We start from the raw sequence: 20,125 nt of genomic DNA on the forward strand, positions 1-20,125 counted from the left end.
TTTAGGAGGCGCGCCCTGCGGGAATCCCCTAGGGTCCTGCTAATGGGCCCGGGCCCGCATCCGGGCGGCCGCCTCGGGGTCGGCCACCAGCCATTCCCCGCTGCGCATCCGCACCGCGATCCGGTCGGGATCGGTGCCGTCGATGTGGGCAATGTGCTCGCGATTGACGAGGCAGCGCCGGTGCAGCCGGAAGAACTGCTGCTGGTCCAGCACCCGCTCGAAACCCGCCAGCGACAGTTTCACCAGGTAGCGGCTGCCGGCGCTGGCGACCAGCGTCGAGCCGTGCTCGGACTGCAGCGACTCGATGGCGTCGACCGCCAGTTGCAGGATGGCGCCGCGGTCCTGCACCAGGATTTCGCGCGGGGCACGCGCGCGGGCCAGCTGCCGCAGGGCACGCGTGCACAAGCTGGGGTCGCGCAGGCGCAGCGCCTCTTCCACGCAGTCCTGGAAGCGCGGCCGCGTCACCGGCAGCGGCAGCGGGTCGACCGCGTGCAGCTCCAGCATCGACCAGGCCGGATCCTGTTCGGAGGCGGTCAGCAGCACCGCCGTGTGGGGATGGTCGCGGCACAGGGAGTCGAGCAGGCCCTGCAGTCCCGGCAGCCGCACGTCCAGGCACACCAGCTCCGGCGCGTCCTCCTCGATGTGCCGCAGCGCGCTGGGACCATCGCTGCAGCAGGCCGCGAGCCGCAGGCGCGCGGAGCCGGAAACACAGGCTTCCAATGCGGCAGCGGCACGGGGTTCGTGCTGGGCGATGAGGGTGGGGGCAGGGTGCATGACAGGCATGCTAGGAATGCTGCCTACCGCATGCGACGGCATTGCGACAGGCTGCGGCTGGCTGCGACGAACTGCGGCCGGCCGAAAGGAAAGGCCCCGGGTGCGGGGCCCTTCCTGGGCGCTTAGCGGCCGTCCTTGTCGGCGTCGCCGGGAATGGCGCGCTCGACACGGTGCCAGGCGTCACGGGCCGACGACTTGGCTTCTTCCCAGTTCAGGCGCGAGGAGCCGCGCGAACGCTCGTATTCGCTGCGCAGCTTGGGCTCGTACGTGTCCCAGGATTCGCCGGAAGCGCGGGCGCGTTCCCAGCCGGTGTAGCCGGTGCGGTAGGCCGGCGCGTAGTCGTCGTAGGTGTAGCCGGGCTTGTAGCTGGGCGACTTGTTGTAGTTGTCGCGCCAGTAGCTGTCCTCGGTGGTGGGGTTCACGGCTTCGGCCGCGGCCTTGCCGCCCAGGCCGCCGGCGACCGCGCCGATGGCGCCGCCGATCACGGTGCCGACCGGACCGGCCACGGAGCCGACGGTAGCGCCGGCGACGGCGCCGGCCGCAGCGCCCGCACCGGTTCCGGCCGGATGGGCACCGGGTGCGCCGGTGATGGGGTCGGCATTGGTGGGGTTCTTGTTGGTCATGGTCGTTGGCTCCTTGTGGTTGCGAGCGGTCATCGCTCGGGAAGTCCACTTTGAAGTTCAGCCGCGAGGCTCGAGGTAGTCGCGCACCGACCGGCGTTGTCGGTGCGCGACTGACAGCGCGTTTCCTCGGCCGCAGCGATGATGGCGGCCTATGTCCAATCCCCTGAAGATCACCGTGATGGGCGCCGGCGCGGTCGGCTGCTACTTCGGCGGCATGCTGGCGCGCGCCGGCCATGCCGTCACCCTGGTGGCGCGGCCGCAGCACGTCAACGCGATCGAGCGCGACGGCCTGCGGATGGAAACCGTGTCCTTCGACGAGCGCGTGCGGCTGGCGGCAAGCAGCGATCCGGCCGCGGTGGCCGGCGCCGACGTGGTGCTGTTCAGCGTCAAGTCCACCGACACCGAGGCCGCGGGTGCGCAGATCGCGCCGCACCTGAAGCCCGGTGCGCTGGTGCTGACCCTGCAGAACGGCGTCGACAACGCCGAGCGCCTGCGCACCGTGCTGCCGGGCGCCCAGGTCGCGGCTGCCGTCGTCTACGTCGCCACCGAGATGGCGGGGCCCGGGCACCTGCTGCACAAGGGACGCGGCGACCTCGTCATCGAGCCTGCACCGGGCAGCGCGGCCTTCGCGCAGGCCTTGATGGCGGCCGGCGTGCCCACGGAGATCTCCGACAACGTGCGCGGCGCGCTCTGGTCCAAGCTGGTCCTCAACTGCGCCTTCAACGCCATCTCGGCGATCGTGCAGCTGCCTTACGGCAAGTTCGTGCAAGGGCCGGGCGTGCCGAAGCTGATGGCGGACCTGGTCGCCGAGTGCCTGGCCGTCGCGCAGGCCGAAGGGGTGCCCGTGCCCGGCGACATGGGCGCGGCCTGCCGCAAGCTGATCGAGGCGATGCCGGGCCAGTACTCATCGACGGCGCAGGACCTGGCGCGCCACAAGCTGACGGAGATCGACTACCTCAACGGCCTGATCGTGCGGCGCGGCGAAGCGCTGGGCATCGCCACGCCGGCGAACAATGCGGTGTGGGCCCTGGTGAAGTTGCTCGAGGGCAAATCGTGACCGGGGCCTACCCGGCCAATCCCACGAACACGTTCTGCACGTCGTCGTGCGCATCGATGGCGGCCAGGAAGGCCTCCACCTCCGCCAGTGCCTCGGCCGACAGGCTGGCCGGATCGACCGGGTTCTTCGCCTTGTAGCCCAGCTTCGCGGACAGCACGGTGAAGCCTTGCGCCGGCAGCGCGCGGCTCACGAGATCCAGGTCGGCGGCGTCGGTCAGGAACAGCGTCTGGCCTTCCTCCTCGCCCGGCTCGAAATCCTGCGCGCCCGCTTCGATCGCGGCCAGTTCCGGATCGGCGCCGGCTTGCGCCGGCTCCGCCTCGATCATGCCGACGTGGTCGAAGTCCCAGGACACCGAGCCCGAGGTGCCCAGCTGGCCCTTGCGGAACAGCACGCGCATCTCCGGCGCGGTGCGGTTCACGTTGTCGGTGAGGCACTCCACCATCAGCGGCACGCGGTGCGGCGCGAAGCCTTCGTAGATCACATGCTCGAAGTTGACGCTCTCGCCGGTGAGGCCCGCGCCCTTCTTGATGGCACGTTCCAGCGTGTCCTTGGGCATCGACACCTTGCGGGCCTGCTCCACCACCAGCCGCAGCCGCGAGTTGGTGGCGGGATCGGCCCCGCTGCGCGCGGCCACCATGATGTCCTTGGCCAGGCGGCCGAACAACTTGCCCCTGGCGTCGGCGGCCTGCGCCTTGCCCTTTGCTTTCCACTGCGCGCCCATGTCTGGATTCCTTGATGCAACAGCGCAATCGTAAACTCCCGGGCCCGCAACGCCTTTCCGACCATGACCGAGCCCGAAAAAATCCATGAACCCCGCCTGTGGCGCGACAACGGCTGGACCGCGCGCGTCATCAAGAACGAAGACGACGATGGCTGGGCCGTGGCGATGACGCCCGACGGCCAGTCCGAGCCGGCGCTGGTCGGCCCCTGGACCATGGGCCGCGACAAGAAGAATCCCAAGCCGCTGGACACGCCGGCCTTCCACACCCTGGTGAAGACGGCCTCCGAGTTCGTGCGGCGCCACGAGCAGCAGTTGCATGCGCAGCTGCACCAGGAGATCTCCATTGCCCACGGTGGCGACCGGATCAGTGTCACGCTCGACATCCAGCCGGACGAGGACAACCCGTCGGCGCTGCTGCGCGCACTCGATGCGGCGGGCGAGGTGATGGCCGAAGCCAGGGTGGCGCCGTCTTTCAGGCTCACCCGGGCCAGCGCCAGCGCCTGGGCCGAGGGCGGCTTCGGCCGGGTGCGCTAGGAGACCGGCTGGTCCTTGGGTTCGGGGCTGGCGGTCTTGCCCAGCGCATCTTCGTGCGGCACCAGCACGGCCAGCAGGTCGGAGGTGGTGCGCAGGATCAGCCCCGCGCCCGTGCGCCGCAATTCCGCTTCGGTTCCGAACCCGCACAGCACGCCCACCGTCTGGGCGCCCGCACTGACGCCGGTGCGGATGTCGATGGTGGTGTCGCCGATCATCAGGCACTCGGCGGGGTCGACCTGCATGGCCTTGGCCGCGAACAGCAGCGGCTCGGGATGCGGCTTCATGCGGCGCGTGGTCTGCGCGCCTATCACTTCGGTGAACAGCTCGCGCACGCCGTACTCCCGCAGGAAGCGGTCCACGCGTTCCGCGGTGCCGGTCGAGATGGTGCACATCGGGAAGTGGCCCGCCAGCTTCTCCAGCATCTCCTTCACGCCCGCCACCATTTCGTTGGGCACTTCGTCGATCGCTTCGGGATTGCGCGTGTGCGCCGGGTCGGCCTGGCGCTTCTTCATCGCCTTCAGCCTCGTGCGCAGGCGCGCGACCGGCACGTCGAGGCCGATGCGATCCAGCAGCGCATAGGCGCCATGGACCGGCGTTTCCAGGGCCATGACGGTTTGCCGCGCCAGCCGTTCACTGCGGCGTCCGCCCAGGCCGGGCACGGCGTCGATCAGCGCGGCCAGCTGCGCGACCAGGTGGTCGTCGGTGTCGGCCAGCGTGCCGTCGACGTCGAAGCAGAGGGCGCGGATGCGCGAAAGGTCCAGGGCCATGGCTGCCCAGCATACGGCGCCGCGTGGCCCAGCCGTGTCGGCCGAGTTCGACTAAAGACCGGCGGAGCGCAGGTCCTGCCGCAAGGCACGCAGGAAATCCGGCCAGTAAGGCAGGTCGCTGCCCATGTAGCGCTGCGTCATCAGCACCGCGGCCAGGTCTTCCTGGGGCGAGAAGAACCACTTGGTGCCGGCCAGGCCGCCCCAGTACACCTGGCCTTCGGCGAGGGCCACGCCGGGCGTGTCCTGCACCACGACGGCGGCGGCCAGGCTGTGGCCGCGGCCAACCTGCACCGGCTGGCCGGGAAATTCGATCCACATGCCGGCGGGCAGCTGGTTGCGGGTCACGCGTTCCATCGTCCCGGGCCGCAGCAAGGGGGCGCCGCCCCGCAGCAGGGCGCGCACCAGGGCGGCGTAGTCGGCCAGCGAGGTGACGAGACCGCCCCCGCCGCCGAGGAAGGGCACCGGCGCGCGGTACGCGTTCTCGTAAGGCAGGTTGTCCGCGCGGCGCAGTCCCGGCCGCAGGGGCTCCTTGATGCTGCCGATGTACATGGTGGCCAGCCGATCCTGCTTCTCCGCAGGCACCGAGAAGAAAGTGTCCTGCATGCCCAGCGGCGCAAAGATGTGCTCGCGGAAACAGGCGTCCAGCTTCTTGCCCGACACGACCTCCACCAGCCGCGCCACGACATCCGTCGCCACCGAGTAGTTCCAGGCGCTGCCCGGCTGGAACAGCAGCGGCAGGCGGCCCAGCGCCTCCACCATCTGCGCCAGGTCGCGCTGCGGATCGAGGATGCGCGCCTCGCGGTAGGCCTTGGCGATGGGCGCTTCGGGCTGCGTGAAGCCGTAGGTGAAGCCGGCCGTGTGCGTCAGCAAGTGGCGGATGCGGACCGGCTCCCGCGCCGGCTCGGTGTCGTCGATGCTTGTCGCCCCGGCGCGCAGCACCCGCAGGTCCCGCAGGGCCGGGATGTATTCGCCGACCGGGTCGTCGAGGCCGAACCGGCCTTGCTCGAACAGCTGCAGCGCCGCGATGCTGGTGACGAGCTTGGTGTTGGAGAAGGCGCGGAACAGGTGGTCATCGCGCAGCGGGACGCGGGCTTCGACGTCCGCCCACCCGAGGCACTGGGTGGCGAGGACTTCGTCGCGCCTGAACACGGTGTAGGAAACGCCGGGCAGTTGCTGGCCGTCGATGGCCGCTTGGATCGCGGCTTGAATTGCGGGGAAGTCCATGCGGCCTATTTTGAACCCGCGGTCTGCCGGCCCACGGGCGCCGTTACCGCTTCTTGGCCCGGTAGTCTGCAATCGCCTTGTCGAGGTCCTGCATCTCTTCGCAAGGCAGCATGCAGATGCCGCGCAGCGCCGCCAGGTGGCGCTCCGCCGAGGCGAGGTCGTCGACCTGCAGGTAGGCCTCGCCGATGTATTCGTGCGCGCCCCGGTGGCGCGGGTCGATCTGGAGTGCCTTGCCGTAGTGGCGGAACGCGCCATCGAAGTCCCTGGTCTGCCGCAAGGCATGGCCCAGCGAGTTCTGGACGTCGGCATCGCCGGGATAGCGGCGCTCGGCGCGCTGCAGCCGCAGCACCGCTTCCTTCCAATCGCCGCGTTCGCGCGCCGCGCGCGCCGCGATGACGTCCGGATCGGCGGCGACCCGCTCCGACGGGTCGGTGTCCACGGCCTGGGCCCAGGGCCCCGCCGCGGCGAGCAGCACCACGAGGACGATGCGGCGCAACCTCACTTCAGCGCCGTGAATTGCCGCGCCTCGGCCAGTTCGGGCCGGTTGGTGGCAGCGCCGGCCAGCGCGACCAGCTTCGCGTAGTAGCCGGCTGCCTTCTGGCGGTCACCGGCCGCGGCGGCGGCGCGCGCTGCGCCGCTGTAGCCACGGAAGCGGTTCGGCTCGCGCTGCTGCGAGGCCTCGTAGGCCTGCAGCGCCTCGGCGGGCATCTTCATTTCCATCAGCATGTCGCCCAGCAGCTCGCGCGCCGGCAGCACCCGCCCGGGCGTGACGATGTGCTTCTCGTTGCCGTCTTCCAGGTCGGCCGCGGCCCGCATGAGCTTCAGCGCCTCGTCGCCGTTGCCCCGGGCGTGCGCGATCCACGCCGAGGCCGCGAGGCGCTGCACCTCGACCTCGCGCGCCCAGTAGGCGTTCTTCGCATCGAGCAGGGCCTTGTGCAGGGCGCCCAGCTGCTCCGCTTCCTGTTCGGCCAGGGCCGGCTCGCCGGAACGCGCGGCGCCGAGGGCGCGCGAGAAATGCGTCATGGCGTCGACGTAGGGGAAGCGCGTCTTCTCCGGCTTCAGTGCAGCGGCCGACTTCCAGTCGCCGCGCTCCAGCGACATGCGGGCGGGCATGGCCGCGGCGGCATAGAACGCCGTCTGGCGCGCCGCGGTCGCGGTGGACCGCACCTGCATGGCGGCGTCGATGGCCGCCTGCGCCTGCGCATCCCGGCCCTCCTGCAGGTAGGCGTAGACCATGTAGTCGGCGGCATGGAAGGCGCTGTCGCCGTCCTTGTCGGCCACCGCCGCGTTGAAGGACCGCTGGTTGGTCGCCACGGAGTCCGACCACAGGCCCACCCGCGTGAAGATGTGCGAGGGCATGTGCAGCGCGTGCGGCGCGGCGGGCGCGATGCCCGCATAGCGCTTCGCCGCATCGAGGCCCTGCGCCGCGATCGGCGGCGCGTCGTAGCTGTGGATCAGGTAGTGCGCCACCCCCGGATGCTCCGGGTGCCGCTTGAACTGCGTCTCCAGCATCGCCGCCGCCTTGAGGTAGGCGGCGTAGCTCTGGTCGCCCTGCGACTGCGTGCCGGCGAGGTAGAGGGCGCTGAAGATCTGCGCTTCGTCATCGCGGGGATAGCGCTGGGCGAGCGCCGCATAGGCATCCGAGCGGCTGCGTTGCCGCGCCGCTTCGGAGCGCTCGCCGAAGTCCTGGTAGTAGGCCGCCACGGCCTCCAGGTAGTCGAGTTCGCGCTGCGTCGTGCGCGTGGCGAGCCGGCCCTGCGCGATGGCCGCCTGTGCCTCCTCGGCGCCCTTGGGCGAGGCGCCGACGCCGGCCAGCGGGTTGTCCATCTGCAGCGAGGCGATGCCCCAGGCGGCCGGAACGCACTGCGGGTCGCGTTGCTGAATGGACCGGAAGGTCTGCATGCCCTCGCTGTACCAGAACGAGTGCAGCATGGCGACGCCGCGCTGCAGGTCGGCCTGCACCGCCTTGCTGCACGAGTTGGCGAAGGTGACCTTGCCCAGGACCCCCTTGCCGTCGTCGTCGTGGGCGAACAGGGGGCCGGCAGCCGTGGCGGCTGCGAGCAGCAGGAGGCCGGGCAAAGCGCGTTGCAGCATGGCGTCGCTCCTCAAGAAAGCCAAAAACGATGTTTAGGCTCTTGTCGGCGCCGTGTCAACTCGCATGAGGGATGGTCGGTGCCGGCACTGCCGGGCCGCCAGGCGCTTCGTTCAGCCGGGGGCCGCGCGGCGCGTGAAGTCGACGCTCGTAGCTCGGCCGGGCAGCGAGAGCGCGGACTCGGCGCGCGGCGCCTGGGCCAGCAGCCGTCCCTGGCGCCAGACCTTCAGGCGATGGGCCCGCAGGCGGATCGCTTCGATGGCATCAGTCGCCTGCAGCAGCACGAAGCTCGCATCCTTGCCGGCTTCGAGTCCGTAGCCGGGCAGGTGCATGACCTTCGAAGCATGGGTCGTCACCGCTTCGAAGCAGGCGCGTATGCCTTTCTGGCTCGTCATCTGGCCCACGTGCAAGCCCATGTGCGCCACTTCCAGCATGTCGCCGGAGCCCATGCCGTACCAGGGATCCATCACGCAGTCGTGCCCGAAGGCCACGTTGACGCCCGCGGCCATCAGCTCCGGCACGCGCGTCATGCCGCGGCGCTTGGGATAGGTGTCGTGCCGTCCCTGCAGCGTGATGTTGATCAGGGGGTTGGCCACCACGCTGACGCCGCTTTCGGCGATCAGCGGGATCAGCTTGCTCACGTAGTAGTTGTCCATGCTGTGCATGGAGGTGCAGTGGCTGCCGTTCACGCGTCCCTGCAGGCCCAGGCGCTGCGCCTCGAAGGCGAGCGTCTCGATGTGGCGCGACAGCGGGTCGTCGGTTTCGTCGCAGTGCATGTCGACCAGCTTGCCGCGCTCGGCGGCGAGCTCGCACAGCAGCTTCACGCTTTCCGCGCCTTGCGCCATGGTGCGCTCGAAGTGCGGGATGCCGCCGACGACGTCCACGCCCAGGTCCAGCGCCCGCTTCAGGTTGTCCAAGCCGCCCTGGGTGCGCAGCACGCCGTCCTGCGGAAAGGCGACCAGCTGCAGGTCGAGGTAGCCGGCGACGCGCTTCTTCACTTCCAGCATCGCCTCCACCGGCAGCATGCTCGGGTCGCTGGTGTCGACGTGGCTGCGGATCGCCAGCAGCCCGCGCGCGACCGCCCAGTCGCAGTACGCCAGCGCGCGGGAGATCATGTCTTCCGCCTTCAGCATCGGCTTGAGCTCGCCCCACAGCGCGATGCCTTCCAGCAGGGTGCCGCTCTCGTTGACGCGCGGCAGGCCGTAGCTGAGCGTGGCGTCCATGTGGAAGTGCGGATCGCAGAAGTGCGGCGCGAGCAGGCAGCCGCCGGCATCGACCGTCTCGTGCGCCTGCGCCTGCAGGCCGGGCTTGATCTCGGTGATCTTGCCGCCTTGCACGGCGATGGACATGGCGCTGCGGCCGTCCGGCAGCGTGGCGTTGGTGATCAGGAGGTCGAGCATCAGCGTTCGCCTTTGCGGTAGGGCTTCATCAGGGCTTGCGGATAGGTCGCGCGCCGGGCCACGAGGACCAGCGCCAGGATCGACAAGGCATAGGGCAGCATCAGGTAGACCTGGTAGGGCAGCAGCGCCGTGCCCGATTGTTGCAGCCGCAGCTGCAGCGCATCGAAGAACGCAAACAGCAGTGCGCCCAGCAGCGCCTTGCCGGGCCGCCAGGACGCGAAGACCACCAGCGCCACGCAGATCCAGCCGCGGCCGTTGACCATGTTGAAGTAGAACGAATCGAAGGCCGACAAGGTCAGGTAGGCGCCCCCCACGCCCATCAGCGCCGAGCCCGCGATCACGGCGCTGCTGCGCGCGGCCAGCACCGAAACGCCCTGGCTCTCGGCCGCTTGCGGGTTTTCGCCCACCATGCGCAGGGCCAGCCCCGCCGGCGTTCGGTACAAGAGCCACGCGATGGCAGGCACCAGCAGCAGCGCCAGCAAGGTGAGCGGCGTCTGCGCCGAGAGGATGGGAATGCCGAGTCCTTCCATGGGCGCGAAGGGCCTCACCGTGGGCGGCGTGCTCACCTTCGGGAAGCTCACGCGGTAGGCATAGGAGCTGAGCGCCGTGGCCAGCAGCGTGATGCCGAGCCCCGAGACGTGCTGCGACAGCGCGAGCACCACGGTGAGGAAGGCGTGCAGCGCGCCGAGCACGGCGCCGGTGGCGGCCGCGACGGCGACGCCGGCCCACAGCGGCAGGCCCGAATACACGGCCAGCCAGCCGGTGAAGGCGCCGGCCACCATGATCCCTTCGATGCCCAGGTTCAGCACGCCGGCGCGCTCGCACAGCAGCACGCCCAGCGTGCCGAAGACGAGCGGGGTGGCGATGCGCAGGACCGCGATCCAGAACGCCTGGTTGGCCAGCAGGTCCAGCAGTTCGCTCATCGCCAGCGCACCCGGTACTGCGCCAGCAGCGTCGCCACCAGCACGGAGATCAGGGACGCCGCGACGATCACGTCGGCGATGTAGGTCGGCACGCCGACGACGCGGCTCATGCTGTCCGCGCCGACCAGCACGCCGGCCACGAACACGGCCGCGGCCAGCAGCGCCAGGGGATGCAAACCGGCCAGCATGGCGATCACGATGCCGCTGTAGCCGTAGCCCGGCGACATGTCGAGCGTGACGTAGCCGGTGCGGCCCGCCACCTCGATCGCCCCGGCCAGCCCGGCCAGGGCGCCGGAAAGCAGGGCCACGCAGACGATGGTGCGCAGCGGCGGCACGCCGGCGAAGGCGGCGGCGCGCGGATTGGCGCCGATGGCACGTACGTCGAAGCCGAACACGGTGTACTTGAACACGGCCCAGAGCAGCAGCGCCAGCGCCGCGGCGCCCAGCAGGCCGCTGTGCACGCGCGTGCCCGGCACCAGCTTGCCCAGCTCCAGGCCGTCCTGCAGCGCCACGCTCTGCGGCCAGCCCATGGCGGTCGGATCCTTCATCGGCCCATCGAGCAGGGCCGACACGGCCAGCAGCACGATGAAGTTGAGCAGCAGCGTGGTGACCACCTCGTCGACGCCCAGCCGGGCCTTGAGCAACGCGGGACCGAGCAGCAGCAAGGCGCCGGCAACTGCGGCCGCGAGGAACATCAGCGGCACCAGCAGTGCGGGCGACGCCGCGAAGCCGGTGCCGCCATGCAATCCGCCGACGGCGACCGCCGCCAGCGCGCCGGCATAGAGCTGGCCCTCGGCGCCGATGTTGAAGAGGCGCGCGCGGAAGGCGACCGTGGCGGACAGGCCCGTGAGGATCAAGGGCGTGGCGCGGGTCAGCGTCTCGGTCCAGGCGAACACCGAACCGAAGCCGCCTTGCACCAGCGCCCCCCAGGTGCGGGCCACCGGCGCCCCGGCCCAGAGCACGAGCAGGGTGCTGACGAGGAGGGTGAAGGCAATCGCGCCGACCGGCGCGGCAACCAGCGCAATCGGCGACACCGCCTGCCGCTTTTCCAGCCTCATGCCGGCGCCCCCGCCATGGCCAGGCCGATCCGTTCGCGCGTCCACTCCGGCGCCGGCCGCGCGTCGGTCAGGTGTCCGCCATGCATCACGGCGATGCGGTCGCCCAGCGCCAGCACTTCGTCGAGGTCGTCCGAGATCAGCAGGACGGCCGCGCCGGCATCGCGTGCCGCCAGCAGTTGCTGCTGCACGTAAGCGACCGCGCCGACGTCGAGGCCCCAGGTGGGCTGGTGCGCGACGATCAGGCGCGGCGTCCCGCCATCGGGTGCGAGCAGGGCCCGCCCCAGGATCAGCTTCTGCATGTTGCCGCCCGAGAGCGAACGCGCCGGCACGTCGAGGCCGGCGCCGCGCACGTCGAAGGCCTGCACGATGGCGCGTGCGTGGGCCCGGGCGGCCTGCCGCCGCACCAGCGGCCCGCGCCGGAACGCCGGGCTGCGCAGGCGCTCGGAGACGGCGTTCTCCCAGACCGGCAGGTCGCCCACCACGCCGGTGCCGTGCCGGTCTTCGGGAACGCGCGCGATGCCGCTGGCGGGCAGCTTCATTTGCCCGGAGCGAGCGCGCCGCATGCCGCACAGCAGTTCCGCCAGCGCCAGTTGCCCGTTGCCCGACACGCCGGCGATGGCGGTGATCTCGCCGGCCCGCAATTCGAGCGACACGCCCGCCAGCCGTTCGCGGCCGTCGCCGCTGCTCACGTCCTGCAGCGAGCAGACGATGGGGCGGTCGGCTACCGCCGAAGGCCGCGCCTGCGGCAGGGCCACGTCCTGCCCCACCATCCAGTTCGCCAGCTGCGCCGCTGTCGTGGTGGACGTCGCCGCCTCGGCCACCACGCGGCCGCCGCGCAGCACCACGACGCGCTGCGCAACCCGCTGCACCTCGGCCAGCTTGTGGCTGATGAAGATGATGGCCAGCCCCTGCCGCACCATGTCGCCCAGCGTGGCGAAGAGCGCCTCGCTTTCCTGCGGCGTCAGCACCGCGGTCGGTTCGTCCAGGATCAGGATGCGCGCGCCGCGGTAGAGCGCCTTCAGGATCTCCACGCGCTGGCGCTCGCCGACCGAGAGTGTTCCCACCAGCGCGTCCGGCGCCACCGCCAGCCCGAAGCGTTGCGCCACTTCCAGCAAGCGCGCCCGCGCCGCCTTGCGTTGGGTGAACGGCCGCCAGAACGGCTCCGTGCCGAGCACCACGTTCTCCAGCACCGACAGGTTGTCCGCCAGCGTGAAGTGCTGGTGCACCATGCCGATGCCCGCCGCCAGCGCGGCGCGCGGCTGGCCCGGCGGCAGGGTGTGGCCTGCCACTTCGATGCGGCCCTCGTCCGGCACGTAATGCCCGAACAGGATGGAGACCAGCGTCGACTTGCCGGCGCCGTTCTCGCCCAGCAAGCCCAGCACCTCGCCGGCCGCGAGCTGCAGCGAGACCGCGTCGTTCGCCAGCAGCGCGCCGAAGCGCTTGGTGATGCGCTCCATGCGCAGCACCGGGGCGGCTACTTCCATGCGTCCAGGAAGGCCAGCAGCACCTTGGCCGAGTTGTCGGCGGCGATCTTGAAGAAGGTGCCCATTTCGTTCTCGCCTTCGCCGCCGCCGGCCAGGTCGCTGAGCGAACGGAAGGCGATGAAGGGCACGCGGTTGGCATAGGCCACGTGCGCCATGGCGGCCGTCTCCATGTCGAGCACGTTGGCCTCGAAGGTGGTGTAGGTGTACTGGCGAAAGCCGGCGTTGTCCACGAAGGCCGCGCCGGAGACGCCGTTGCCGCCGATCACCACCCGCGGCGGCTTGCTCAGGCAATTGCGCTGGGCGTCGCAGCTCTCCAGGGGCAGGGCGCGCACCTTCTCGGCCAGCGCCAGCAGGGCAGGATCGGACTCGAACCAGAACTTCTGCTCCGTCCCGGTGCGGCCGTCCGAGCGGACCCCCACCGGGCGCGGGAAGAAGATGCCGAAGTTGGGCAGCGTGGCGTCCTTCATCCAGGCAGGCGCCTGGTAGCGGCCGGGCGCCACTTCGCGCGCCACGAGCAGCTCGAGGTACTGGCCCCAGCGCTGCGCGACCGTCACGTCGCCGACGTGCAGCGCGGGGTTGACGCCGCCGGCGATGCCGCTCACCACGACGTGCGAGACGGCAAAGCGGTCCAGCGCCAGCTGCGTCGTCATGGCCGCATTGGTCATGCTGACGCCGCTCAGGAACAGCACCACCGGCTTGCCGCGCAGCGTGCCGGTGGTGAAGTCCACGCCGTTCACCGTGAACTTGCGCGGCTGCTCCACTTTCGAGAGCAGCAGCGTGAGCTCCGGCTGGAAGGCCGAGATCACGGCGATGCGCGGGGTGGCGTCGAGCCGCACCGCGTCGGCGGCGGGCGGCGTGGCGGCGCAGCCGGCCAGCAGCAGCGCCGCGGCCAGCAGGAGGAAGCGGCGCAGCATCGCTTACTTCGCGCTCGACTTGGGCTGGCTGTCGTCCACCTTGACGGTGAACTTGCCGGCCAGGATGTCCTTCTCCTTGGCCTTGACCTTGGCGACCACGTCGGCCGGCACCTTCTTCTCGAAGGTGCCCAGCGGCGCGAGCTCGGAGCCCTTGTGCTTCATCATCGAGTAGGAGCCGTAGTCCTCGGCGGTGAACTTGCCTTCCTTGACCCGCTTGATGGCGAGGTCGATGGTCGGCTCCATGTTCCACAGGGCCGAGGCGAACACCGTGTCGGGGTACTTGTCCTGGGTGTTGATCACGTTGCCCACGGCCAGCTTGCCGCGCTCCTTGGCGGCGTCGGACACGCCGAAGCGCTCGGCGTAAAGCACGTCGGCGCCCTTGTCGATCATGGCGAAGGCGGCTTCCTTGGCCTTGGGCGGGTCGAACCAGCTGTTGATGAAGGAGACGGTGAACTCCACCTTCGGGTTGGTTTCCTTGGCGCCCGCCATGAAGGCGTGCATCAGGCGATTCACTTCGGGGATCGGGAAGCCGCCGACCATGCCGATCTTGTTGGTCTTGGTCATGCCGCCGGCGATCATGCCGGTGAGGTAGGCCGGCTCCTGGATGTAGTTGTCGAACACGCCGAAGTTGGGCGCCTGCGGCTTGCCGGAACTGCCCATCAGGAAGCTGACCTTCGGGAAGTCCTTGGCCACCTTGCGCGCCGCCGCTTCGACGGCGAAGGACTCGCCAACGATCAGCTGGTTGCCGCCGGTGGCGTACTCGCGCATCACGCGCTCGTAGTCGGCGTTGGCGACGTTCTCGCTGGCCTTGTATTCGATCTCGCCACGGGCTTCGGCGGCCTTCAGCGCCTTGTGGATGCGGCTCACCCACTGCTGCTCGAAGGGGACGGTGTAGATGGCGGCGACCTTCAGCTTGGCCTGGGCCAGCGCCAGGCCGGGGCTGGCGGCGGCAAGCGCGGCGGCGAGGGCCAGGACGTGGCGGCGGGTGGAACGCATGACTCTTCTCCTTGGGTTTTTGGTTTGGCGGGAGCTGCAAGCGTCGTGCCAGCCGGCCCGCTCGTCAAGGTTGTCATCCCGGGCTTGACCCGCCGTTTCAGGACGGCGCCAGGTTGAACATCCGCTCGATCAGCCACCAGCTCGCCAGCACCGCCACCGCCAGCGAACCGACCCGCAGCACCCCGATCCGGTAGAAAGCCGTGCCGCGCAGCAGGTAGGCGGCCGGCAGGAAGGCGGCCACGATGGCCAGCTGGCCGATTTCCACGCCCAGGTTGAAGCCCACCAGCGCCAGCGCGAGCGCGCCCTGCGGCAGGCCGAGGTCGGCCAGCACCGAGGCGAAGCCGAAGCCGTGCACCAGCCCGAAGACGAAAGCCATCACCCAGCGGCGCCGGTCCACCGTGCCGCGCAGGTTGTTCAAGGCGGCGACGATCACCGAAGCGGCGATCACCGACTCGACGAAACGCGAGGGCAGGGTGACCACGCCCAGCACCGCCAGGCTCAGGGTGATCGAATGGGCCAGGGTGAAGGCCGTCACCACCTTCAGGACCTCGAGCACCGAGCGTTTCAGGCTGGGGCTGGGCGTCCAGCCGCCCGGCTGCCGCACCAGCACCGCCGGCAGCAGCAGGGCCACCAGGAACAGGATGTGGTCGAAGCCGATCCAGATGTGCCAGATGCCTTCCACCACGTACTGGCGCAAGGTTTCCCAGGCGCTCGTCGCCTGCAGGGGCAGCTGCTGGCGGGCGGAGTCGGTGGAGAAGACGAAGGCGCTCGCCGGCGCCCCGGCGACGGGCATCCACTGCACCAGGCCGCGGTGGGTGGGGTCGACGTCGAAGAGCAGCGAGTACTCGACCTGCAGCGCCTGCTGCAGCCTGGGACACGTTGCCTTCAAGGAGAGCACCGCATAGGTGCCGTCGCTGTGGTGCTCCAGCTGCAAGGGACCGGCGTTGGCGAGCGGGCAGCTTTCGCCTTGCGAGGACAGCACCAGCCGCGACGTCGCCAGCTTCTCGATGTCGGCTGCACGCTGCCGCACCTCGCCCCAGCTCAGCTCGCCGTTGCCGTCGCGGTCCAGTTGCAGCACGTAGTCGAGGTCGCGCAGGGCGATGTCCCAGCGCACCGAGACGGCATTCTCGTCGCCGCGCAGGGTGAGATAGCTGTCGGAAGGCTTGTGCGCCCACGCCGGCAGGGCGAGGAGCAGCAGGAAGGCGGCGAGGACGCGGATCACTTCAAGGCCCCGGCCAGCTTCTGCAATTCCGGATCCTCATAGCCGCTCGCCCGCAGCCACGCCAGTGCCGGCTGTGCCGCCTGCGGCTGCTTCGCCGCCACCGCCGCGCGCAGCAGCACCTCGGCATCGCGCGCTTCGCGCTGGCGCACGTAGTTGCTCTTCGCATAGGCGAGCGCCTTGGCCGGATCGTGTTCGATTTCGAGTTCCCAGCGCGCGGCCTCCTGTTCGTGCAGGCGATCGCCGCGCTGCGCCGCCGCGGCAAAGCGTTCGCGCAATTGCCGGATCCAGTCGGCGGCACGCGGGTCCTTCGTGGCCTGGCCGGCCAGCGCGAGACGCAGCAGCAGGATGTCGGAGCGTTCCCAGCCCGCCAGCAGCTTCAGCGCCTCCGCAGGCCGGCCACGGGCGAGGAGGAAGTCGGCATACGCGCCGAGCAGGAACTGGTCGGTGATGCGCTGGTCCAGCGCCGCGCGGAAATGCCGCTCGGCTTCTTCCGGCCGCTGCAGCCGCAGCGCCATTTCGGCCAGCCGTGTGTGCAGCCACAAGGCGATGCCGGGATCGGGCGCCGCTTCCCGCGCCAGTGCCTGCGCCAGGCCGTCGTACGCTTCGCGCAGCCTGCCGGTACTGGCTTGAACGTAGGCCCGGCAGCCTTGCGCCTGCAAGGGCTGCGCGATGGCCGCCAGCCGCTGGCACTCGGCGGCCGCCTCCGGGTAGTTCGTCTGCACCATCCGGATCGCTGCGCGCCAGGCTACGGGGGCAACGGCCTGCGGGTCGACCTCGCTCGCCCGCCGCAGGCTTTGCAGTGCGTTGTCGAAGTCGTGGCTGTATTGCTGCAGCAGCCCGCGCAGCAGCCAGTAGCGCGACTCGCCGCCGGCGGCTTTCTCGAGCGGTGCGATGGTGGCACTGGCGTAACCGACGAAGCGCGGGTCGCCCTGCGCCATCGCGAGGTCGAAGTAGCGCTGCGCGATCTCCAGCCGCAGCGCCGCGTCGTCCGGGCGCGAGGCCAGCTGGCGGCGCATCGATTCGACGGTGCGCAGCGTCGGGTCGGCGCTGGCCGGCAGCTTTTCCACCACCTCGGCGTCGCTGGCCGGCGTGAAGGGCGCCGCCTGCGCCGCGCACGCGAGCAGTCCCAGCAGCAGCGCCGCCGCTTGCATCTTCCCCATGGAGAGCGCGCTTACTTGGTGCCGAACATGCGGTCGCCCGCATCGCCCAGGCCCGGCAGGATGTAGCCGTGGTCGTTCAGCTGGCGGTCGATGGCCGCGGTGTAGATCGGCACGTCCGGGTGCGCCTTCTGCAGCGCCGCCACGCCCTCGGGGCAGGTGAGCAGGCAGACGAACTTGATCGAGCGCGGACGCAGCTCCTTCAGGCGCTCGACCGCGGCGATCGCGGAGTTGCCGGTGGCCAGCATCGGGTCGACCACGATCAGGTCGCGCTCCTCCACGTTCTGCGGCAGCTTGAAGTAGTACTCCACCGCCGTCAGCGTCTTCGGGTCGCGGTACAGGCCGATGTGGCCGACGCGCGCGCCGGGCACCACGCTGAGCATGCCGTCCAGGATGCCGTTGCCGGCGCGCAGGATGGAGACGAACACCAGCTTCTTGCCGTCGATGACCTTGACCTTGGTCTTCTCCAGGGGCGTCTCGATCTCGACTTCCTGCATCGGCATGTCGCGCGTGACCTCGTAGGCCAGCAGCATCGACAGCTCGTTGAGCAGGCGCCGGAAGCTGTTGGTGCTGGCCTCCTTGTTGCGCATCAGCGAGAGCTTGTGCTGCACCAGCGGGTGGTCGATGACGTGGACGTTGCTGTTGGCCATGATGGTTTTCTTTCTCAGAAGACGGTTCCGTCGCTCGCCACCTGCAGGGGCGGCAAGCCGTTGCGATGACGCTGCGCCAGCGCGCGGCCGGCGGCCCAGGTGCCGCCTTCAAGCACGCAGGCGAGCGGCAGGCGCTGCTCGTCCAGGTGCAGCAGCTTGCGCACCGAGCGCGCCACGTCGTCCATCAGGGCGACGGTGAGGGCGCGCCATTCGACGATGAGGGCGTCGCCGGGCTGCCAGAGCTCGCGCGCCACGGCGGGGTCGCGCAGGCGCAGCAGGCCGCTGTCCAGGAGCAGGCCGCCGTTGCGGTACTCGGGCAGGCCGGTCAGCGCTTCGAGGCCGTGCGTCCTGACGCCGGCCCATTCGAAGGGCTCCAGCAGCGAATAGGTGAGCCACTGCGAGAGCTTGTGGAAAGGCACCCAGCCGTCGCTCAGGCCCGGGCCCCGCACGGCTTCGTGCCGCCAGCAGTCGCCCAGCGGCATGCCGTGGATGGCGTTGCCGGCCGGCCAGATGCCCGACAGGCTGATCAGCAGCTGCGAGAGGATGTCGTGCGCCGCGACTTCGGCGGTGGGCGGCACCGCGGTGCCTTGCGGGGTGACCAGGACGTCGAAGATGCCGGCCGGGCGCCCGTCGTCGCCGAACACCTCGGGCTGCTCCAGCATGACCTCGCCCAGGCGGCGCAGCAACGCGGCGCGGCTTTCGATGCCCACCAGCGGGTTGCTCTCGCGCACCTGGAAGGCGGAGGCGAGGTGCTCGGTGGCCAGGCCGCGCAGGCCGTTGGCGTCGACCTGCAGCGGATGGTCCTTGTCGCTGGAGAAGAGCCCGCTGGTGAAGGCGTGGAAGCTGGCCACGCCCAGGCCTTCGGAGCGCGTGAAGCTCCGGCCGCTGGCCGGTTCGACGTAGCTCCAGCCGGCGCCGGCGCCCGCATCCAGCAGCACGCTGATCACCGTGAGGTCGATCATCGCGTGCGCCTTGGCCTGGCGCGAGCTGCCGGCAAGCAGCCGCTCCAGTTCGCCCTTGCGATCCACGCCGCCCGCCTCGAAGTGGCGCCAGCGGCTGTGGTACGGGATGTGGAGCTTGGGGTAGCGCTCGCGCGTGACGGTGGCCACCTCGTGCGCCGCGGTTTCCAGGAAGCCGTCGTCGACGACGAACCAGGGCGATTCGCCGGCGCGTGCACGCTGCAGCAGCTGCGCGCAGCGCTCACGCACCGTGGCGGTGCTGCGCAGCAGGCTGGCTGCGGCGTGGACCGCCGGATCTTCCGCCAATGGGTTCACAGCTTGCGGCCCTTGGACTTCTTCAGTTCGTCGGCGTCGGGCACCACGCCCGGCGTAAAGTAGCCGGCGGCCTTCTTCGCGTCCATTTCCACCTGCGCGTCGGCGGGGATCAGTTCGTCGGGGATGTTGACGCGCACGCCCACCTCGATGCCGCTCTTGGTGATGGCGTCGTATTTCATGTTGCTCATGGAGACCAGGCGGTGGATCTTCTTCACGCCCAGCCAGTGCAGCACGTCGGGCATCAGTTCCTGGAAGCGCATGTCCTGCACGCCGGCCACGCATTCGGTGCGGGCGAAGTACTGGTCGGCGGTGTCGCCGCCCACCTGGCGCTTGCGGGCGTTGTAGACCAGGAACTTGGTCACCTCGCCGAGCGCGCGGCCTTCCTTGCGCGAATAGGCCACCAGGCCGACGCCGCCGCGCTGCGCCCCCTGGATGCATTCCTCGATGGCGTGCGTGAGGTAAGGGCGGCAGGTGCAGATGTCGGAGCCGAACACGTCGGAGCCGTTGCACTCGTCGTGCACGCGGGCGGTGAGCTCCACTTCGGGATTGGCCAGGTCGCGCGGCTCGCCGAAGATGTAGATGGTCTGTCCGCCGATGGGGGGCAGGAAGATTTCGAGGTCGCTGCGGGTGACGAGCTCGGGGTACATGCCGCCGGTTTCCTCGAACAGCACGCGGCGCAGGTCGGCTTCGGTGCAGCCGAAGCGCTGCGCCACGCCGGGCAAGTACCACACCGGTTCGATGGCGGCCTTGGTCACCATGGCGGCGCCGCCTTCGGTGAGGAACTTGCCGTCCGGCTTGAGGCGGCCCTTCTGCAGCGCCTCGATCACTTCCGGCAGGATCACGTGCGCCTTGGTGACGGCGATGGTCGGGCGGATGTCGTAGCCGGCCGCGAGTTCGGTCGCGAACACCTCGGCGACCGTCGCGCCCCAGGGGTCGAGGCTGACGATCTTGCCGGGGTCGGTCCATTGCGGATAAGGGCCGATCCGGTCGGTGGGCGCCGTGTTGGTGAGGTCGGCCTTGTGCTCGCGCTTGAGCGCCCCGGCGGCCACGGCCAGCGCGCGGTAGACGCTGTAGGAGCCGCTGTGCGTGCCGATCACGTTGCGGTGGCTGCGGTTGGTGGTGGTGCCGACGATGGGCCCGCGCTCCACGGGCGTCGCCGCGCCCCAGTGCACCGGCAGCGAGCCGTGCAGGCTGGCGTGCGAGGTCAGGCGGATGTGGCGCGGTGCCGAGACTTCGGTTGGCATGGCGGGGCCCT

At 70.2% G+C, this 20,125-nt stretch carries 20 protein-coding genes; 2 read left to right on the top strand and 18 right to left on the bottom strand.

Annotated elements, in window-relative coordinates; genetic code table 11:
* Positions 1-39: 39 nt before the first annotated feature.
* Together LZ009_RS11470 and LZ009_RS11475 are read right to left on the bottom strand one after the other, a co-directional pair.
* Positions 40-774, bottom strand: a complete 735-nt coding sequence (locus LZ009_RS11470; RefSeq protein ID WP_275698059.1) for a LytR/AlgR family response regulator transcription factor — start codon at positions 772-774, stop codon at positions 40-42.
* A gap of 122 nt (positions 775-896) precedes the next feature.
* Positions 897-1,397: a hypothetical protein gene (locus LZ009_RS11475; protein ID WP_275698060.1), complete on the bottom strand. Its 501-nt coding sequence runs from the start codon at positions 1,395-1,397 to the stop codon at positions 897-899.
* Between the two features lie 151 nt (positions 1,398-1,548).
* On the opposite strand from LZ009_RS11475, the gene LZ009_RS11480 reads away from it, so the two are divergent.
* On the top strand, positions 1,549-2,454 hold the full coding sequence (locus LZ009_RS11480; RefSeq protein WP_275698061.1) for a ketopantoate reductase family protein: 906 nt from the start codon (positions 1,549-1,551) through the stop codon (positions 2,452-2,454).
* 7 nt (positions 2,455-2,461) lie between these two features.
* Here the strand turns inward: LZ009_RS11480 and LZ009_RS11485 are convergent, their stop codons facing one another.
* Positions 2,462-3,175: a YebC/PmpR family DNA-binding transcriptional regulator gene (locus tag LZ009_RS11485; RefSeq protein ID WP_275698062.1), complete on the bottom strand. Its 714-nt coding sequence runs from the start codon at positions 3,173-3,175 to the stop codon at positions 2,462-2,464.
* A gap of 63 nt (positions 3,176-3,238) precedes the next feature.
* Between LZ009_RS11485 and LZ009_RS11490 the strand changes: the two genes are divergently transcribed.
* Positions 3,239-3,709: a hypothetical protein gene (locus tag LZ009_RS11490; protein ID WP_275698063.1), complete on the top strand. Its 471-nt coding sequence runs from the start codon at positions 3,239-3,241 to the stop codon at positions 3,707-3,709.
* Here LZ009_RS11490 and LZ009_RS11495 read toward each other — a convergent pair.
* From LZ009_RS11495 to LZ009_RS11565, 15 genes are all read right to left on the bottom strand, one after another.
* Positions 3,706-4,476, bottom strand: a complete 771-nt coding sequence (locus LZ009_RS11495) for an HAD family hydrolase (protein WP_275698064.1) — start codon at positions 4,474-4,476, stop codon at positions 3,706-3,708. The genes LZ009_RS11490 and LZ009_RS11495 overlap by 4 nt on opposite strands.
* A gap of 51 nt (positions 4,477-4,527) precedes the next feature.
* Positions 4,528-5,700: a serine hydrolase domain-containing protein gene (locus LZ009_RS11500; protein WP_275698065.1), complete on the bottom strand. Its 1,173-nt coding sequence runs from the start codon at positions 5,698-5,700 to the stop codon at positions 4,528-4,530.
* A gap of 43 nt (positions 5,701-5,743) precedes the next feature.
* Entirely contained in the window at positions 5,744-6,196 is a 453-nt protein-coding gene (locus LZ009_RS11505) for a tetratricopeptide repeat protein (RefSeq protein ID WP_275698066.1), read from the bottom strand.
* Positions 6,197-6,198: 2 nt separating this feature from the next.
* Positions 6,199-7,794, bottom strand: coding sequence for a tetratricopeptide repeat protein (locus tag LZ009_RS11510; RefSeq protein ID WP_275698067.1), 1,596 nt, complete (start codon positions 7,792-7,794; stop codon positions 6,199-6,201).
* A gap of 111 nt (positions 7,795-7,905) precedes the next feature.
* The gene (locus tag LZ009_RS11515) at positions 7,906-9,192 is read right to left on the bottom strand and encodes an amidohydrolase family protein (RefSeq protein ID WP_275698068.1); all 1,287 of its coding nucleotides are present in this window, start codon (positions 9,190-9,192) and stop codon (positions 7,906-7,908) included.
* Positions 9,192-10,115 (bottom strand): ABC transporter permease, encoded by a 924-nt coding sequence (locus LZ009_RS11520; RefSeq protein WP_275698069.1) that lies wholly within the window; start codon positions 10,113-10,115, stop codon positions 9,192-9,194. The genes LZ009_RS11515 and LZ009_RS11520 overlap by 1 nt, the downstream gene beginning before the upstream one ends.
* Positions 10,112-11,173 carry an ABC transporter permease gene (locus LZ009_RS11525; RefSeq protein WP_275698070.1) on the bottom strand — a complete coding sequence of 354 codons (1,062 nt, stop codon included), beginning with the start codon at positions 11,171-11,173 and terminating at the stop codon, positions 10,112-10,114. Before LZ009_RS11525 ends, LZ009_RS11520 begins: the two co-directional genes overlap by 4 nt.
* A complete protein-coding gene (locus LZ009_RS11530) occupies positions 11,170-12,657 on the bottom strand; it encodes an ABC transporter ATP-binding protein (RefSeq protein WP_275698071.1) in 1,488 nt (495 codons plus the stop codon). Before LZ009_RS11530 ends, LZ009_RS11525 begins: the two co-directional genes overlap by 4 nt.
* Entirely contained in the window at positions 12,648-13,571 is a 924-nt protein-coding gene (locus LZ009_RS11535; RefSeq protein WP_275698072.1) for a 5'-methylthioadenosine/S-adenosylhomocysteine nucleosidase, read from the bottom strand. Before LZ009_RS11535 ends, LZ009_RS11530 begins: the two co-directional genes overlap by 10 nt.
* Before the next feature lie 3 nt (positions 13,572-13,574).
* Positions 13,575-14,567 carry a BMP family protein gene (locus LZ009_RS11540; protein WP_275698073.1) on the bottom strand — a complete coding sequence of 331 codons (993 nt, stop codon included), beginning with the start codon at positions 14,565-14,567 and terminating at the stop codon, positions 13,575-13,577.
* A 97-nt stretch (positions 14,568-14,664) separates the two neighbouring features.
* Positions 14,665-15,789 carry a HupE/UreJ family protein gene (locus LZ009_RS11545; protein ID WP_275698074.1) on the bottom strand — a complete coding sequence of 375 codons (1,125 nt, stop codon included), beginning with the start codon at positions 15,787-15,789 and terminating at the stop codon, positions 14,665-14,667.
* The gene (locus LZ009_RS11550) at positions 15,786-16,949 is read right to left on the bottom strand and encodes a tetratricopeptide repeat protein (protein WP_275698075.1); all 1,164 of its coding nucleotides are present in this window, start codon (positions 16,947-16,949) and stop codon (positions 15,786-15,788) included. The genes LZ009_RS11545 and LZ009_RS11550 overlap by 4 nt, the downstream gene beginning before the upstream one ends.
* 11 nt (positions 16,950-16,960) lie before the next feature.
* Entirely contained in the window at positions 16,961-17,572 is a 612-nt protein-coding gene (gene upp / locus LZ009_RS11555; protein WP_430300338.1) for a uracil phosphoribosyltransferase, read from the bottom strand.
* A gap of 38 nt (positions 17,573-17,610) precedes the next feature.
* Positions 17,611-18,870: a URC4/urg3 family protein gene (locus tag LZ009_RS11560; protein ID WP_275698077.1), complete on the bottom strand. Its 1,260-nt coding sequence runs from the start codon at positions 18,868-18,870 to the stop codon at positions 17,611-17,613.
* Positions 18,867-20,114 carry a GTP cyclohydrolase II gene (locus tag LZ009_RS11565; protein ID WP_275698078.1) on the bottom strand — a complete coding sequence of 416 codons (1,248 nt, stop codon included), beginning with the start codon at positions 20,112-20,114 and terminating at the stop codon, positions 18,867-18,869. Before LZ009_RS11565 ends, LZ009_RS11560 begins: the two co-directional genes overlap by 4 nt.
* Between the last annotated feature and the right edge of the window lie 11 nt (positions 20,115-20,125).

Source organism: Ramlibacter paludis, assembly GCF_022012305.1.
Taxonomy (GTDB): domain Bacteria; phylum Pseudomonadota; class Gammaproteobacteria; order Burkholderiales; family Burkholderiaceae_C; genus Ramlibacter; species Ramlibacter paludis.